Consider the following 17,005-nt stretch of genomic DNA (forward strand, 5'->3'; position numbering starts at 1 on the left):
TTGAGCCAAAGAAGCCTTATTTACAGGCTCTTTCCTTTTCCATCTGAAAAAAAAAGATGAACCCCATACTTAGAAAAATTGCAAGAATAGAAAAGCCATTTAACGTACCAAAAAGATACCTCCAATCAGGCCAACCTGCCCAGGCTGATGTAATTCTGCCTATCAAAGTGAGTTGAAATAAAGCCCATCCCCACCACAAAAAGGGGTGAAACAAATCTACCCGAACCTTAAAGACCGCCGGAAAAATGATCGGGGCATGTGCCCAAATCATTGAAAAAGCAAACCCGATAAAAAAGGTATGCACATACAAATCGTAATGGAAGGGATGATTAGCCAAAAACACCAACACCAGGCCATGAAGTACTAGCCAGGCAAAGCCCACCAACAGGCCAATTCCGATATAACGAAATTGCCCTGCTTTTTTCACCCCAAACCGGGCCATGTCATACCGCAATAACCAGAGACCTGCTCCGATGCCTGAAATTCCCAAAACCATCCGGCCCCATTGATGAAAAGGAAGCAATAAACCCAGCCCATAGCCAGCAAGTATCAGATAGAATAGTCGGTAAATGGCTGCGGGAATAGGCAAATACCGGCTTAGTTCGAGCCTTTCACCGACGATGGTGAAAAACAGAAATGCCATCCACCAGCCTGCAGACAGTGCTACAAATCCGGTGTAGAGGTAGACGAAGTTTCCCAACATCCAACAAGCCGCTCCAAAGGCTATCAAATAGGCGTGTACATGCGGGGTTTTGAGCGTTTGAAAGTACATCATACCTACCAGACCCAAACTGGCAATAACTAAAAAAACAGCCCCCATGCCGTGCAGTCCGCCCAAAAACAAGGGGATGGACAAACCACTCAGCACAGGAACCATTAACCAAACTGCCTTTTTCATGACCACACTCCGCTCCAGCGAAATAAGCGTTCCGAAAAATCCTCCTATCATCAAAACTCCGTGGTGGGCTGCTGGCATTTGAGCAGCAAAACCTTCAAAACCAAGCCTCAGCCATCCACCTAAAAGCCCGGTAATAAGGCCGCCTATTACTAGTGGCAGGATAAAGGCAGGTGCTATTTTTTTCATTTAAGTCACCTTTACACGAGTAACGAAACCTTCTCAGCTGCTGAAAGTGCCCTGGGAAACAGGATGTTGTTTTCCAGGTGCAGGTGTGTTTTCATATCCTTGTCCAACGCTTCTAACTGAGGATAAATAAGGCGTTCCCAATAACTGGAATGGATCGATAGTTTGTAACCATTGGTGACGCTACGCAACTCCTGCAAACAGGCTCCTTCCCTATGGTGCTCCTTAAATAAGGTAACAATGGATTTCCGTACCGTATCAAAATGCGATCCCGCAAATGGTATTTGACCCTGCTCATTTTTCTCCATCTTTCGCAGGTAAGGAAAGAGTATCCGCTCCTCCCTGGCTACCTGGTCCAAAATTTCCTCGGCTACCTTCCAAAAAATCAGCCTCACTTCGGAAAGCAACCCAATCCGATCGAAAGGTTCCTGCGATGCCTCCTTAAACATGCTCTCTATTAACGGAACCTGCGCCTTTACATATCGGTGATGTTTCCGTTCGATATAGTTGGCCAAAAGACCCATGGGCCAGAAATCGTAATCAAAAGTGGGGGGAGATTGATCCTTCAAATAAAACTTCAGGTTTTTGGCCAAACCTTTAGGCGAAATAGATAGCCGGTTGCATACCTCTTCCAAACGCTCATCCCCATGGCAACAATAATCAATGCCATAAGCATCCAATACGGTGGCTGCCCTGGAATCAGCCGCTACCAAGGCTCCGACAGAATAATTAAGAAAATCTACATCCATTTTCAGAAAAGATTTAATGTGACAATGCCTGCTTTCTCAGGAAATTTAATTGTGGGAAAGAACAGTGCGTTAATAGTTCAAAGTTACGCTTTTTTCCTAAATTAAGGACATTTTTATCCTTTATTTTTTGATACATACAATTCCCTTTTAATCAACTACTTATGGTATAATTAGAAATTCAAATCCCTCTTAAGTCAAAATATAGGAAGTAATCAGAACTTATCATGTACTGACATCTGTTGTATAAACATGTTTTTAGTATGCATCTCTTAGAAATCAAAAGGTGTTTGGCATGAAAACAGCTAAGCTTATAAGGAAATTTAAACACAAACTAATCCATAAAAATGAAAACTACTCCCCTATTAGAAAATTGGACCATGGCGGATATGGAGCTCCGCAATCGGGTAATAATGGCACCCATGACCCGGAGTCGAGCCGATAATCCGGAAAAGGCTCCTACCGACCTGCATGTCAGCTACTACCGGCAGCGGGCAACTGCCGGACTGATCATTACCGAGGGATCTCAAATTTCACCAAGGGCGGTGGGTTATATCAATACACCCGGCATCCATACGTCCAAACAGGTGGAAGGCTGGAAAAAGGTCACCCAGGCGGTACATGAAGAAGGCGGCAAAATATTTATTCAACTGTGGCACGTAGGAAGGATTTCCCATCCGGATTTTCACGGAGGAGAGCTGCCGCTTGCACCTTCCCCAATCAATCCGGAATCCAAAGCATTTACTCCAGAAGGCTTTAAAGAAACGGTCACACCCAAAGAAATGAGCCGGGAGGAGATCAAGCAAACCATTTCTGACTTTCGCAATGCGGCCAAAAACGCTTGGGAAGCTGGTTTTGATGGGGTAGAAATCCATTCATCAAACGGTTATTTGCTGCACCAATTCTTTAGCCGTACCTCCAATATTCGAACCGATGAATACGGCGGCAGTATCACCAACCGTGCCAGAATTTTATTTGAAATAATTGATGCTGTGAAGGAGGTTCTTCCTGAAAACCGCATCGGTCTCAGGCTAAATCCTTCCTTGCATGGCCTTTTCGGAATGACACTGGATGAAGAAACGATTCCTACCTTTGACTACATCGTGGAAAAAATGAACCGCTACGACCTGGCCTACCTGCATCTTTCCGAACCGTTCACGGATGTGTCGGAGCTACCTCATGCTGAAACTCAAATCGCCAGGCGCTACCGTCCAAAATACCAGGGAAATCTGATTATCAACGGAGGTTTTGACCGGGACAAGGGAAACCGATTCCTGAAAGAAGGCCTGGCCGATGCCGTCGCTTTTGGTAAGCCGTTTATTTCCAATCCCGACCTGGTTGAGCGAATTGAAAAAAATGCACCCCTAACTGAATGGGACCAGGAGACGTTCTATACGCCAGGGGCTAAAGGATATACCGATTATTCGCCATTGAGTACCAAAGCCGAACAGGAATAATATTCAGAAACAATATACATGGGTACTGCACACGTTTGCAGTATCCATACTCCCGTAGAAAAATTACTCAAAGGTCAGAAAACGGTAGTTATCTTCATGGAAGATTTAGAAAGTAACGCAAATGAAACCGCAATCAAACAAATCTCACTGGGAAACAATCTATTCCACAAAAAATTCCGAGCAGGTAGGTTGGTATCAACAAAAACCAAGAATCTCCCTGGAACTGATTCGATCCTGCAAGTTAGGTAGAGCAGCCAGTATTATCGATGTGGGTGGAGGAGACAGCAATCTCGTGGACCATTTAATCCAGGCAGGCTATTCCCACGTTCACGTCTTAGATTTATCTGAAAATGCGTTGGAAAAATCCCGCAAACGATTGAAAGAAACGGCCAAACAAGTTCATTGGATACCTGCAGATGTTACGGAATTTGAAGCCAATACTCCATACGATTTATGGCACGACCGAGCCGTTTTTCATTTTCTCCAAGAGGAAAACACCATTACCAAGTACCTCAAAGCAGCAGGGAAAGGAATACGAAAAGGAGGTTACCTTATCCTGGGAACCTTTTCAGAAAAAGGGCCGGAAACCTGTAGCGGCTTACTTGTAAACCGCTATTCACTGAAGCAAATGAAAGACCTTTTCAGCCCTTCTTTTACTTATCTCAGAGGAATAAATGTAGATCATCAAACTCCATCAGGAAATGTTCAAAATTACAATTTTGCCTTATTTCAAAAAAATTAATTTTCTAATCAGCCAATTAGGAGGACCAATAAAAATGATCCTTTCTTATTAGTATTTAAGCCTTTTAAATTAGAAAATTAGAGCATCCTCCATGGATCCCAGTGCTGACAATTCGTATCCCTTTTAACTACAGGAGCATTTACCTGGTCTCAGAAAATACCATCAAGTTGGATTAAACCTTCTCTAACTCCCATCTCAAACCAGCTACCTGGTCTTTTAATTTATCCAGCATTTTTTCGTTCTCTGCCGACCACATGAATTTCAATTCCTGGTAGTAGCTAATTCCTTCAGAAAGATTCTTTCGAAATTTCTCCACATAATTCTCAAATTTCCGGGCATTATCAGGGACTGCTGCCGCCATTTCAGCTTTTAAGTGGTCCACGTACAGCTCCAGTTCCTTCAGGAATACATGAGGACGTTCGGTATCCAGATTAAGCTGAAGCTTTCCATAAATGTGACCGACCATTTCGCTGAGACTGAAGGTCCCCTTAAAATAGGCCAGGTTAGGGCCGGGGCAAATAGTCACTGCTTTGAGGTTTCTCCGGGGTGTTTCCCCACTGGCAAGAATGGCCGGTGCGCCCAAACCTTCACATAGACAGTCTTTGTCCAACACTTCCTCCAGCGCTTCGGCAGAAATCTCACCCGCCTCCCTTTGCTTGATTTTCAGAAGTTGGTACTGTCTGGAAGCCGTGCAAATGGGTTTTTCAGTAAATTCCGTATTGGACGAAAGCAACTTTTTGTAACAGGGGCTTCCCGGCCGGTCCTTGTCAATACGGGCCTTTCGCTGTTCCTCACCACTACTGGTTCGGAGATTATTAAAAGGGACACCCAGAGGAGAAGCGCGACTCAGGTAAAAGTCGGATTTTTTGGCTTTTAGCAAGCGGTCCAGGGTATCCTTTTCCACACTGGTAGCCTCGGGTACCAGTAAAAAGGGACTCCCCCACCCGGTACCATCCAATTCGTAAGTATGTAGGAGCATCTGATTTTCTGCTGCAGTTCCGATGCCTCCCTGATAGGTAACTTTCGGCCGGATGCCTTCGGGTAGTCCAGGTAGGTTTTTCTCATGCAAGGCCTGTTGACAAATAGAAAACAGCTCCTCCTGAAGGATCGCCCTGTTTTGCTTAAACGATTCCAGAATGGGGCCGGCCAGAAAACCATCGGTAGCGAAGGCATGGCCGCCACAATTCAAGCCGGATTCAATACGGAACTCCGATACCCAGAGCCCCTTTTTTGCCAGAAATTTTCCCTGAATAAGGGCTGAGCGGTAGTCCGAAACCTTCAGAATAATGGGCTTTTTAATGATCCCATCCAGATCCGGGAAGAAATCGGAAAATTCCCCGGCATAGCTGTACAAGGCTGGGTTCATGCCTGCTGAAAACACCACGCCGCCATCTACCTCACTTTGCGCAAATCCACGCAAAGCCGCCAGGGCATCAGAATATTCCCGTGGTAAAGCCTGGCCATCTTTGGTATAATTGATCTTATCTACCTTCGTCATGATGTTCACATCAATCTTTCCCGGCACGATTTCCTTTCTCAACTCTTCCTGTAAGGTCCATTTTTCCGCCCCACTGGCCTGCCGCATGCGGGAGTGCAGCTGATTTAAGGGATGTTCTTCCGGCAACAAGTCAAAATAGTTATCTATTTCATTGCCCTCACCGAAGGCTTCTTTTCTCATTTTACCAATCTGTCCGTTTACGACAGATTGCAAAAAATTCAGGTAGGCCTTGACCCGTTTAGCACGGGAATCGGGTTCTTTATCTTCGATCGGAAAAAAGGGAATTCCCAGTTTGCGTGAGTGAATTCTTCGCATATCCTCCAGCAGTTGGTCATCCATAATGGATACCACAGAAGCAATTCCGAAACGGGCTACCTTTAATGGGCTGTCAACAGTAAATCCCAATCCCATGACCGGGATATGAAAGCTATGAATCATGGACATATACGGTAATTTGGTACGATAACTTATTCTCTTTCTATCATTTAAAAAGAGTGGAAATACAAAATTACCTCCTTCAGCGACCAAAAAACCTATAAATGCTCATTCCATCGACTGACTTTTGTCAGGAAATTTACGATACCCGCAAAAAAGCACTGCTTAAAAATTCCTGCTAAACCCGCAAACGTTGGTAAAGGGATCCCCAAGGTTCTCTCATCGTCCTTCCTAACAACTGATTGGCGGCGAAATTCCCAATAAACCGTTCCTCATTTGGGTCCCAATCCAGGTCTTGTTCCAGCATCATGGCGATGTTGCCCAGGTGGGCCAGGGTAATGGAGCGGTGTCCTACTTCTGCAGGAGCAATGGTCTCTTCTCCCGATAGGATACAATCAATAAAATTTTGGTAATGATTATCGCTTACATAGAGCGATGTTTCTCCAGGTCCCGTGACCGAGTCAATCAATCCTTCAGGATTGGTTTTGTGGTCTCCACGGGTTGCCCATGCCGAGCCCTCCGAACCCTGGAAAGTCACGCCAAAATCCTTATCACTTTGGATGATCAGTTTTACTCCATTTTCGTAAATGCACTCGAAATAAAAGCGAACAGCGGTATTCCAGACCGGATGATCCGACCAGACCGCCTGGGCATTTTGTATTTTCACCGGTCCGGTATGGTCTGTTCCCATGCCCCACTGGGCAATATCCGGATGATGTCCTCCCCAGTCCGTCACATTTCCACCGGAATAATCCATTACCCAGCGGTAATTGACATGGGTTCGGCAGGGACTGTAGGGAGCTTCCGGTGCCGGTCCCAGCCACATATCGTAATCAAAATCCTTCGGAACCGGTACGGTTTCGGTTAAATGTCCCGTTTTACCAAAATCCGGGGTGCCTCCGGGAAGCCCACAGGTAACGGTATGCAGTTCTCCCAGTCGCCCGTTTCTGGCCAACTCGCAAACTTTTCTAAAATGGTGACTGGATCGTTGCTGACTTCCGGTCTGAAAAGTAACGCCATATTTTCGCACGGCATCACTCATGGCCCTGCCCTCTTCTACGGTCAGGGAAAGTGGTTTTTGACAATAAATGTGCTTTCCTGCCGCGGCTGCCATCATCACGGGAATGGCATGCCAGTGGTCCGGTGTTACTACTTCCACCGCATCGATGGATTTGTTTTCTAACACTTCCCTGAAATCGGTATAACCTGCTGCCGAACGATAAGACTTTCCCTGTTTTTCGGAGTAATAGTCATCCACCACTTGCTGTATGTATTCCCTACCGGCAACCTTGCCATTCCAGTACCCCGTGCTTTTTTTATTCACATCACAGACGGCGGTTACTTGCACCCGCTTGTCTGGCAAAAAACCCTGCACATCGTTTCCTGCCTGATTTCCGGCACCGATAAAAGCCATGTTGATCCGATCAGAGGGGGGCACAAACCCGTCCTTTCCCAAAGCAGAAGCGGGTATAAAATAAGGTATACCAAAGGTAGAACCGGTCACAAAAGCTGCTTTTTTTATGAATGAGCGTCTGGAATTTTTCATTTCGGAAAATAAGGGTATTTGTCAATAGAAACAAAAAATACATGGCAAAAACCCAACTGATTGGTAGGAAATACTAACCATCCAACCGTTACAAAATAGACTCCATTTGATTCCTGAGGGTAGGCAGCACTTCTTCCTCAAACCAGGGGTTTCGCTTCTGCCACAATTTGTTTCTGGGAGATGGATGAACCAGTGGAAAAAATTCCGGCAGGTAATCCCGAAAATTACGAACCGTTTCGGTAAGGTTTTTCTTCCGGGCCTTTCCCAGGTAATAGCGTTGGGCATACTGACCGATCAGAAGTTTAAGCTTGATGCCCGGCATGTTTTCCAACAAAGCGGGATGCCAGGTTGGCGCACATTCCGGCCGTGGTGGCAAATCTCCTCCTTTGCCCCTTCCGGGATAACAAAAACCCATGGGTACGATTCCAAAGATGGCCGGATCGTAGAACCGTTCAGGGCTTACTCCCAGCCAGCGTCGCAATTCTTTGCCGCTGGCATCGTTCCAGGGGATGCCCGTCGCGTGTACCTTGGTGCCCGGAGCCTGGCCAATGACCAGTACCTGGCTGTTCCTGCTGGCCGCCAATACCGGGTTGGGGCCCAATGGAAGATGGGCTTCACAGAGAGTACATCCTTTTATGGTTTCCAATAGCGCTTTCATAATAGCCCAAATGTAAGGATATATCCATAAACAGCAACGGACCTACTTTCCCTGACTAAAAAAAGGCTAATGAGTAAATAATTTACTGACAGCTTGGTATTTACATAACAAATTATTAGGTTAGTTCAAAAAAATAAAACCATGGAATGCCTTCAAAAGATCGCCCCTTTTTCTTTCTGTATTTGTGTGCTTTTTGCTCTCTCCTGCCAGCAGGAAAAAAAGCAAGAATCCCAGTCCTTTTCCCTGGAAATAACCGATAGCATTCGAGTCGAATATGCCGGATTGCTGGATTTAATGGATGTGGATCCTGCCCGGGAGCGGGTATTGCTTCACGATAGGCAAAGAGGCATTATTGTACTAACCGATTTTGAAGGAAACCATCTGCTCAAGTTGGACAAACAGGGAGATGAAAAAGGCAGTTATGGCCGGTATCTTTGGAGTACTGCCCAAATAGAGGACAACGACCACATTTCCCTGATTTCGCACATGGGATTTTTCGAATTTGATGCCGAAGGTAAGCTTGCCAGCCACCGGAAATTTCAGGAAGATGTTCCTTTCTTTGGTGGGCGTGCAGCGGCCGACTCAGAATTGATGGAACACGAGGGAATATATTACCAACAGGGGTTGGTAGCCCGGGGTCAATACAACAAAACGCAGGATGAATATTACGATCAATTTCAACTAATGGTAAAATTTGATCCCGAAAAAGGGTCTGCCGAGCGGATTATTCACCTGGAAGAAGAAAGCCCCTTCCGAACCAGCGGAAAGGCCTTTGAAGTTCCGGAAATGAGTCCCAGCTTTACCATTTTGGAGGATAAACTCCTGGTTATTGTCGGGACGGATCCCCACCTCAACGTATATGATATCCACCCGCCGCACCGGCTGCTGAAACGGAAACCCATTAGTTATCCAAATTACAATGCAGGAGAAGGAATGGAAAGGGCCGCGGCCGACCCAAATTCCATTGATTCCGATCGATCGGCCGGACGTACCTATTCCCTGAAAGCCTTTCAAAACTACTTGCTCGCGTCGTATCACCCTGGCTATGACGTAGCAGACCGAGAGCGATATCGGTCGGTAAGTTCACCAGATGAATACAGTGCTTTCAATAAAAGTATCGATGGCAAATATCGTCCTGCCCTTTTCGTGATGGATCAGCAGGGAAATCCCATACAGAGTATACCCATTCCGGAATCCCTGGATCACCGTCAATTTCTCGTACGGGACGGCGACCTTTGGTGGCTCTCCCGATTCAACTCAGAAGTGGAAGAAGATCTTGTACAAATCTACAAGGTGGAAATTACTGAAAAAGACTAAGCAAATCAGGTTCGACTCGATTAGCTGAAGGCGTTTTCAGGGAAATCTTCTTATTGCTACCATTTTTGGTATTATAAACCCTTGGCGCTACTGATTATAGTGCCATGTCATAACCTCCAAACCTTCTCAGGTTATACGTTATACTGAGCATAAAGAATTGCCGTAATACCTGAGTTCGTTCGTCCTCCACGTACACATCGGTCACGTTTCGGTCGATGCTTACGTTTTGGTTCAGCAGGTCAAAGACCGTCAATTTGATTTCCGTTTTATTGCTGGGTGGGATTCGGTAGCCCAAATCCAGGTTCACCAGCATGATGCTCCTGTCAAAGCCCTCTCCCAACCCGGAATATACCTGGTGATTAACACTGCCGCCCATAAAAATCCCCCCCAGGAAATTCCAAAACAGGTCCGCACGGGTGCGGTGGGTGTAATAATTATTTTCCAGGTCTTCCTGAAGACTACTCCTTACGGTATTAAAACTCCCTCTGCTGGAAAGGTTAAAGTCAATCCTGTCGTTGATATTACTGCTTAGGTTGATTCCCTGACTAAAGGTGGAGTTGGTGTTAAAGTTTTCCTGCCCATTGATAATTCCCGGTCGGTTTCGAACCGTGAAAGAGGAATTGATGTTCAGGTTGCTTTTCATGAATTTCAGTGGGAACCCATAGCTGCCATACAGTCGGAATACGTAATAATTGTCCAGGTTTACCGGCCGGGTATACTGACCGCCCTGGTTGAGCAGGACATCCTTTTGAATCAGGGTATCCTTCGCAGCGACAAAGGTCTCGTTTCCGATGTAGTTATTGCGGATATTGCCATACAGGAAGAACATCAGGGAACGGTTGGTTTCCGGATTGATCTTGCGAAAACGGGTAAAAAGCCGGTGACTGTATTCCTGGTCCAGGTCCGGGTTTCCGTTGGAGATTTGCATGGGGTTGGCGTTGCTGATCACATCCTGCAATTGTCGGATAGAAGGCGCATCGGTATCCGTGTTGTAATCCACACGCATGTTACTGAATTCTCCCAATTGGTAATTGACCACTACTCTTGGGAGCACATTGGAAAAGCTCCTTTGGGTGTTTTCAAAGCCTGGGAAAAGCCGATCACTGTCTATGTTCGCGGATTCGTAGCTTACCGTGCTGTAGACAGACAGTTTTTCGGATTTATAACTGTAGCCCAGCCTGCCCCTATGGGTCATGTATTGATTTTCGAAGCGATTGGTCAGGGCGCTGTCCAGGCGGACAAGGTCCGTTTCAGCTTCCTGAATTTCCACCTCCTGATCGGTGTCGGAGGCATTATTGGACAGCCGGTACCCGATTCTCAATCGGGAACGTTCGCTAATCGGTTCAAAATAGCTTATCCCGGTGCTGTAATAAAAACTAGAGTAAAGGTTATTTCTGAATTGGATCAGAGAATCCACATTGGCAGTCTGGAAATTTTCGTTCACCGCTACCAGGTCGGAATTGCTGTCGCTATCATAGGTACTGGTATAAATATAGGTAGACAATGCCCTTCCCTCCTTTGTAAACTTATACCTGTAATTCAGGGAGTTTCTAAAATTGAACGATTGTCGTTCCGAGGTGGTGGTGTTTTGGTTGCGGCTGATGGGAGTGGACTCATCGAAAAGGTTATAGGCATCCCGAATGGTCGTGGATTTCCGGTAATCCAGGCCTAATCTGGGCCTTAATATCAGGGCATGGCGTTCGCTAATATTATAATCTATTCGCGCGCTCATGCGGTGACTTTGGGTTCGGGTCTGGTTGTTTCTATCTTCATTGTAGAGCTGCAGACTATCATTGGGCAAAATGTATTCCCGCGAAGAACTTCGGGTTAGGACATTGTCCCGGTCGTTAAACAGGTAATTCCCGGTGACCTTTAGCTTTTCGTCCTGGTATTCGTCAGAAAAATTCACGCCTACCGCATTGGTATTGGTAATTCCCGGCAATTCTCCTACGGCCAGTTCGTTACCTCCCCGGCGGCTGTCATCGCCTTCGATATTTCCCAATTCGTCCTCACCAAAGTTTTGCTGGTTGATATTATTGCTTAATCCAAGTATGGATAAGCGCTGAGCCTCATTAAAAAAGTTCATGTTGCCCCCGGCAATGTAGTTGTTATCCGTTCCGTATCCCCCATAGAACTTCCCAAACCTACCGGCCCGCATACCCGGTTTGGTAATGATATTGATGGTTTTTGTGGTTTCTCCGTCGTCAAATCCGGTCAGCCGGGCCTCGTCACTTTTTTGATCCAGAAATTCGATTTTCAACACTACCTGTGCCGGAAGGTTTTTAAGAGCGGCGGCTGGATTGTCTCCGAAAAAGGGCCTGCCATCTACCAGCACTTCCATTACTTCTTCTCCCTGCACTTCTATGACGCCGTTTTGAATCACCACACCGGGCATTTTTCGTACCAATTCGTCTGCATCCGCCTGCGGCCGGGTTTTGAAGGCATTGGCATTGAAAGCGACCGTATCGCCCCTCACTTCTCCCGTAAGGGCATCGGCAGAAAGCTCAAAAGCTTCCATTTCCTGCCCATCACTTACCAATTCAAATGTTCCCAAATCGTTTCCCTGGGGAGCGGTCCTATTTTCTTGCAAGGTTTGGTACCCGATAAAGGATACTTCCACCAAAAACTCATTTTTTCCAGGTTTTTTGATTTCAAATTTTCCGTCAAAATCCGTGTAGGTGGAACTCAGGGTTTCGCCATCACTGTTTTTCAAATAGACGTAGGCACCAAATAGGGGTTCCCTGGATTGGCTGTCTATGATGGTTCCGGAATAATTTTGCTGAGCGAAAAGTGTGGAGGTTGCAGCGATCAGCACGATAAAAATGAAAAGTGGTAATTTAAAGGACATGGTACTATTTGTTTCAAACAAGAAGGAAAGATATCGAAATATTGAATGGAAAATTGGACAGAAATACCTACTCAGCAAAATTCTATTATGCCAATGCGGGCAAGATTGATGTATATGGTCAATTATTCATTTAATTAAAAAGGGTCGTTTCGGAAAAGAAAATTTTAAAAAAACAAGGGTATTTTTATGAAAGCATGTATATCCGGCAGGGAGCAAAAAGAGTAGGTACAAAATTTCTTTCTGACAATTAGCTGGTTAAAAGCAAAAAAATAAAATTCCTGAGAGAGGTATTTGCATTAAAAAGAAAGTTCGGCTACATTTGTGACACCTTAGCAAAAAGGGATCAGTTTGGCCGATGGTGTAACTGGCAACACGTCTGGTTTTGGTCCAGAAGAGTCCAGGTTCGAGCCCTGGTCGGCCAACGTTTTACCGGCCCAATTTAGGAGAAATCTTAAGTTGGGCCGGTTTTTTTTATTGAAGCGACCGGGGGTAGCTGGTAAATTTCATTTTTTTTTGGAGGGGAACTGAGTTCTTTGGATTGAAGGTGGGTGGAGAAGATTGAAGGAGATTGATGGCTCTTCGCGTTTGCTCAGGGGCCACAGATTGAAAAAGATTGATGGGGCTTCGCATTGGTTCAGGATCCGGAGATTGAAGGAGATTGGTGGGGCTTCGCGTTGGTTCAGGAACCGGAGATTGAAGGAGATTGATGAGCCTTCGCATTCGCCCTGGGGCCAGAGATTGAAAAAGATTGATGGGACTTCTGCTTTGCTGGGTTCGGCTTCGCTCACCCGCCTCAGGGGGTAAGAAGCTTGTCATCCCTTCGAGATTGGGGTAGCTCACCTCTTCGGGGCTTCTGTCTGGATACGGGCAAAACATTCGTTCTATATGCTTGCCATCGCTTCCGGTTTTGGTAGTCACCATCCAACTTTTTAGCAAGTCAACGATGAAGATAAATCCTTGTTTTACTCTCTGGGCCATTTCCATTAATCCCGAAGGGATGCAAGGATTATAGCTAATGGAAGCGGAAGCCTATCGATACCAATTCCCCCTTGACAAGGGGGCAAGGGGGATTTAATTACGTAACTATCAATAAATCAGTCATTTGAATATTAGAAACCTCCGGAAAAATCCCCCACTCCCATTTTAAAAGAGGAGTTTCATTTACGTTGAGATTTTTAAATACGTAAATGCTTCCAAGCTGTCGCAAACGATAGGCACTGCTTACGGTTTCCAATTCAGCATAGGAATATACCCCTAATACCCCGCTGCCTGTCCATCCTTCCTGGATTCAGAAGCCCCGTAATACACCCCATTTTTACGCATAATGGCCTGATACCCGCCAAAGATGCCCTTCCCCATGCGAAAGGTATGGCCTTTATCCATTAAGTCACGGATCACTTCATAATCAAAGCCCGATTCCAGGTACGTGCCGCCACTTTTGAGATTTTCATCCCGATGATAAATTCGAGGAGCATCGCCTGCTTCCTGCAGGTTCATCTTAAAATCGATGATATTCATGATGATCTGCGCATGTCCCTGCGTTTGCATGTCGCCGCCCATCAGACCAAAACTCATAAAGGGTTTATTATCCTTGGTTACAAATGCCGGAATGATGGTATGAAAAGGTCGCTTACCGGGCGCATAGTTATTGATATGCCCTTCTTCCAAAATAAATCCGGCACCCCTGTTTTGCAGTACAAAGCCCAAGCCTGGGGGCACCACCCGGGAACCAAAGAGCGCCGAATTGCTTTGGATCAGGGAGACCATATTACCATCCCCATCTGCAACTGTCAGGTAGATCGTGTGGTCGCCCGATGTCAATCCTTCTTCAAACGCGCCTGCCCGTTCGGGATCAATTAATTTTCTGCGTTCTGCTGCATATTCCTCCGATAATAACCGCTCCAGGGGAATGCTGCCGAAATTGGGGTCTCCATAGTAGGTGGTCATGTCGGCATAGGCCAACTTTTTGGCTTCTAAAAAGGCATGAATATGGTCGGCACTGCCATAGCCCATGCTGGCCAGGTCGAATCCTTTGAGGATATTCAACATCTGAAGTGCCGCCATTCCCTGACCATTGGGTGGCATTTCCCAAATATCGTAGCCACGGTAGTTGATCGATACCGGGTCAACCCATTCGGGCTCGTTGTTTGCCAGGTCTGCTGTGCTGAGGTAGCCACCTTCCGCTTGTACCTGATCGGCGATGGTTCGGGCAACTTTCCCTCTGTAAAATCCGTCCCTTCCCTCGTTAGCGATGATTTCCAGGGTATTTGCCAGTTCCGGATTTGAAAATAGCTCCCCTAAATGCGGAAGTCTACCCTCACTCGTAAAGTACGTTGCCTCAAAGGATGGATTGCCCGGCCCCAAATTGACGGTTGAAAAATTATCCGATACCTCGGAAGAAACGGGGATACCTTCCCGGGCGTAATTGATGGTGGGCTCCAGCAAATCGCTAAACGCCAACTGTCCAAATTTTTCGTGCAAGGCAAACCAACCTCCCACAGCACCGGGAGTGGTCACCGAAAGCGGACCTGTAGTACGGCTTTTACCCGCTTCGATCTCGGCTTTGAATTTGTCTACCGATAGGCTGCCCGGTGATTTTCCGCTGGCATTGAGGCCATACAATTGCTGGGTTTTCTCATCCCAGACAATGGCAAATAAATCGCCCCCGATGCCATTGTTTCCAGGGTCGGCAAATCCCAAAAAAGCATTGGCTGCAATGGCTGCATCCACGGCACTTCCTCCACGCTTTAGGAGGTCGATGGCAATTTGAGTGGCCAGCGGATGATTGGTGGCGGCCATTCCATTCCGAGCCAATACCTCGGATCGCGTAGCAAACGCCTTGCCCGACAACCTGTCCTGGGCTTGCGATAGCTGGAGGGATGTCAGTAGTAAAAGGAGTGAAAAGAATACTTTCATATTGTCTGGTATTTAGTGGTATTTGTAAAAGGTAGGCAACACAGGAGTTTAAGCTAGGAAAAAAAACGCAAACGATCATGGAAAAAGATGTGAAAGTGTTTCTTATTGCAGTAGCCTGGGCGGATCAATGGACAACTGATGCATGATTTGAGGATGTGGGGATGATGCCGTCACTGTGAGGGTGCAAACGGAGTCCAGTCTAATGGTCGTAATCGCCCCAGCACCCGCGGCAGTCTGTCGGTGTGCGAATCCATCATTCGTTTTTGGAGGGCATTCTACGGAGGACTTCCGGTTTCGCTTCGGATCAGATTGCTTCGCTGCGCTCGCAATGACGGTGGTTGATGATTTGATGATGTGGGGATGATGCATAGGGAGGAGCGGATCGTTACAGGGGTTTTTGTCACACCTGCCGGCCGGTAGGCGGGAAGCGCTCAAAGGAGGCACAAAGGGCGCATAGGTTTTTTGGGTTGAAATAGATTGAAGGGAGATTGATAGCCCTTCGGCTTTGCCTCAGAGGCCAGATTTAGGGAGATTGAAAAAAAGAGCTTGAGGATTAAGGGTGGGGGTTGTGTATTTTATTGTATTTCGGATCGCTGCCGATGGGGTAAATCCATTCCATATGTCTCGGATCCAAAAGATGTTTTGGCTGAACAGAAGCTATTTCCTGCCAACCAAGCCACCAAGTCCAAACGCCCATCACCTTCAAAGCGGGTAGTCATCTGGTAAAACAAAAAAATGCGTTCATACTTATCCATACCAGCTTCAACAGCATCCAGGTATTGTGAAAGGGCATTTTCTTTCATGTATTCAAACAGGTAGTAACAAGATCTGAGGTATTTTCCCAACCCTTCTTCGTGAGTTACAGATCTAAATATAAAGGTAATTTTGGTCTTATCTAATTTGTCAATAATGTCAGGACTATCAAGAAATTTACCTTGTCCATCGCCAATATTTTTTATACTTCGTGGCCTTTCCTGCCAATCGAATTCATTGTCTTTTAAAAAGTCCTTCTTTTCTATATCAGTTTTTTCTTGGTTCCACCCTTTTTCATCATCTACCCATAAAGAAATTTTGAGGAGGTAGTATTCAAAAGCCTTTTCTCCATTTCCATTCAACTTAGCTAATTCATACTCTACCCGGTCCCTTGCATTAAAATGCTGGCTCAGGATGCGAAAGAAATTTTGGTGGACGAAGTCGCGGTCCATTTTATTGATTTGCTCCGTTAGTGCTTTGGCCTGTATTTTAAGTTCAGCGGTAGAGGCCTTCATTTCCATTCGGTTATCCCGGATCTCCTGCTGCTGGTAGATCAGCTGCCACTGCTGGCCCAGGAAAGCTATGTATACGAAAAGGACTCCAGAGAGGGAAGCCATTACTACTGAGAGGTTATTGGCATAGTCATGCGGATTGGCCGGAAACCAATTGTAGATTTTGCCCGGGAAATAGGCGTAAAAAATGAACGTGCTGACTGAAATAAAAGCCAATCCAACAGCAACCCAGAAAAAGATATTTATCCTTATCCTTAAACCTTCAATGTCTTTTTTTAAATCCGAATCCAGGTCCATTGGCTTTTTTTGGACAAGATAGGGAAAAGTTAAAAAAAGCTCCAGAAGTTCCTTTTGTTTTGAAATTTATGAGACCCCATATTCCCGGAGCATGTTTAACTTAGTGAATCCGGCATTCGTGTGACACCATATATTTCTACCCTCATTTACCGAGGATCCCGGGGGACCTGTAAAGGCTAAAAAGGTGTAGCGTCTGCCC

Annotated in this window: 13 protein-coding genes and 1 tRNA gene; 4 read left to right on the forward strand and 10 right to left on the reverse strand. The window is 46.0% G+C overall.

What is annotated here, in order from left to right; translation table 11 throughout:
• Positions 1–16: 16 nt before the first annotated feature.
• Entirely contained in the window at positions 17–1,084 is a 1,068-nt protein-coding gene (locus GJQ68_RS04085) for a hypothetical protein (protein ID WP_162416025.1), read from the reverse strand.
• Positions 1,085–1,095: 11 nt separating this feature from the next.
• A complete protein-coding gene (locus tag GJQ68_RS04090) occupies positions 1,096–1,830 on the reverse strand; it encodes a DUF542 domain-containing protein (RefSeq protein WP_162416026.1) in 735 nt (244 codons plus the stop codon).
• Positions 1,831–2,174: 344 nt separating this feature from the next.
• On the opposite strand from GJQ68_RS04090, the gene GJQ68_RS04095 reads away from it, so the two are divergent.
• Positions 2,175–3,284 (forward strand): alkene reductase, encoded by a 1,110-nt coding sequence (locus GJQ68_RS04095; RefSeq protein ID WP_162416027.1) that lies wholly within the window; start codon positions 2,175–2,177, stop codon positions 3,282–3,284.
• A gap of 121 nt (positions 3,285–3,405) precedes the next feature.
• Positions 3,406–4,026: a class I SAM-dependent methyltransferase gene (locus GJQ68_RS04100; protein WP_162416028.1), complete on the forward strand. Its 621-nt coding sequence runs from the start codon at positions 3,406–3,408 to the stop codon at positions 4,024–4,026.
• A gap of 172 nt (positions 4,027–4,198) precedes the next feature.
• Here the strand turns inward: GJQ68_RS04100 and GJQ68_RS04105 are convergent, their stop codons facing one another.
• The 3 genes from GJQ68_RS04105 to GJQ68_RS04115 all read right to left on the reverse strand — a co-directional run bounded on the left by GJQ68_RS04105 (position 4,199) and on the right by GJQ68_RS04115 (position 8,163).
• On the reverse strand, positions 4,199–5,968 hold the full coding sequence (locus GJQ68_RS04105) for a hypothetical protein (RefSeq protein ID WP_162416029.1): 1,770 nt from the start codon (positions 5,966–5,968) through the stop codon (positions 4,199–4,201).
• Positions 5,969–6,137: 169 nt separating this feature from the next.
• Positions 6,138–7,505: a Gfo/Idh/MocA family protein gene (locus tag GJQ68_RS04110; protein WP_162416030.1), complete on the reverse strand. Its 1,368-nt coding sequence runs from the start codon at positions 7,503–7,505 to the stop codon at positions 6,138–6,140.
• 88 nt (positions 7,506–7,593) lie between these two features.
• On the reverse strand, positions 7,594–8,163 hold the full coding sequence (locus tag GJQ68_RS04115; protein WP_162416031.1) for a uracil-DNA glycosylase family protein: 570 nt from the start codon (positions 8,161–8,163) through the stop codon (positions 7,594–7,596).
• A gap of 141 nt (positions 8,164–8,304) precedes the next feature.
• Between GJQ68_RS04115 and GJQ68_RS04120 the strand changes: the two genes are divergently transcribed.
• Positions 8,305–9,480 (forward strand): hypothetical protein, encoded by a 1,176-nt coding sequence (locus GJQ68_RS04120; RefSeq protein WP_162416032.1) that lies wholly within the window; start codon positions 8,305–8,307, stop codon positions 9,478–9,480.
• A 94-nt stretch (positions 9,481–9,574) separates the two neighbouring features.
• Here the strand turns inward: GJQ68_RS04120 and GJQ68_RS04125 are convergent, their stop codons facing one another.
• Positions 9,575–12,328: a TonB-dependent receptor gene (locus GJQ68_RS04125; protein WP_162416033.1), complete on the reverse strand. Its 2,754-nt coding sequence runs from the start codon at positions 12,326–12,328 to the stop codon at positions 9,575–9,577.
• Positions 12,329–12,677: 349 nt separating this feature from the next.
• Between GJQ68_RS04125 and GJQ68_RS04130 the strand changes: the two genes are divergently transcribed.
• A tRNA-Gln gene (locus GJQ68_RS04130) sits at positions 12,678–12,750 on the forward strand.
• A 49-nt stretch (positions 12,751–12,799) separates the two neighbouring features.
• Here GJQ68_RS04130 and GJQ68_RS04135 read toward each other — a convergent pair.
• The 4 genes from GJQ68_RS04135 to GJQ68_RS04150 form a co-directional block, all read right to left on the reverse strand.
• Positions 12,800–13,306: a hypothetical protein gene (locus tag GJQ68_RS04135; RefSeq protein ID WP_162416034.1), complete on the reverse strand. Its 507-nt coding sequence runs from the start codon at positions 13,304–13,306 to the stop codon at positions 12,800–12,802.
• A gap of 276 nt (positions 13,307–13,582) precedes the next feature.
• Complete coding sequence (gene ggt, locus GJQ68_RS04140) at positions 13,583–15,244, reverse strand: gamma-glutamyltransferase (RefSeq protein ID WP_162416035.1); 1,662 nt, start codon at positions 15,242–15,244, stop codon at positions 13,583–13,585.
• A gap of 102 nt (positions 15,245–15,346) precedes the next feature.
• Positions 15,347–15,613: a hypothetical protein gene (locus GJQ68_RS04145; RefSeq protein ID WP_162416036.1), complete on the reverse strand. Its 267-nt coding sequence runs from the start codon at positions 15,611–15,613 to the stop codon at positions 15,347–15,349.
• 206 nt (positions 15,614–15,819) lie between these two features.
• A complete protein-coding gene (locus GJQ68_RS04150; RefSeq protein WP_162416037.1) occupies positions 15,820–16,806 on the reverse strand; it encodes a hypothetical protein in 987 nt (328 codons plus the stop codon).
• Between the last annotated feature and the right edge of the window lie 199 nt (positions 16,807–17,005).

The sequence above is a fragment of the Cyclobacterium roseum genome (assembly GCF_010119225.1).
GTDB classification, from domain to species: Bacteria; Bacteroidota; Bacteroidia; order Cytophagales; family Cyclobacteriaceae; genus Cyclobacterium; species Cyclobacterium roseum.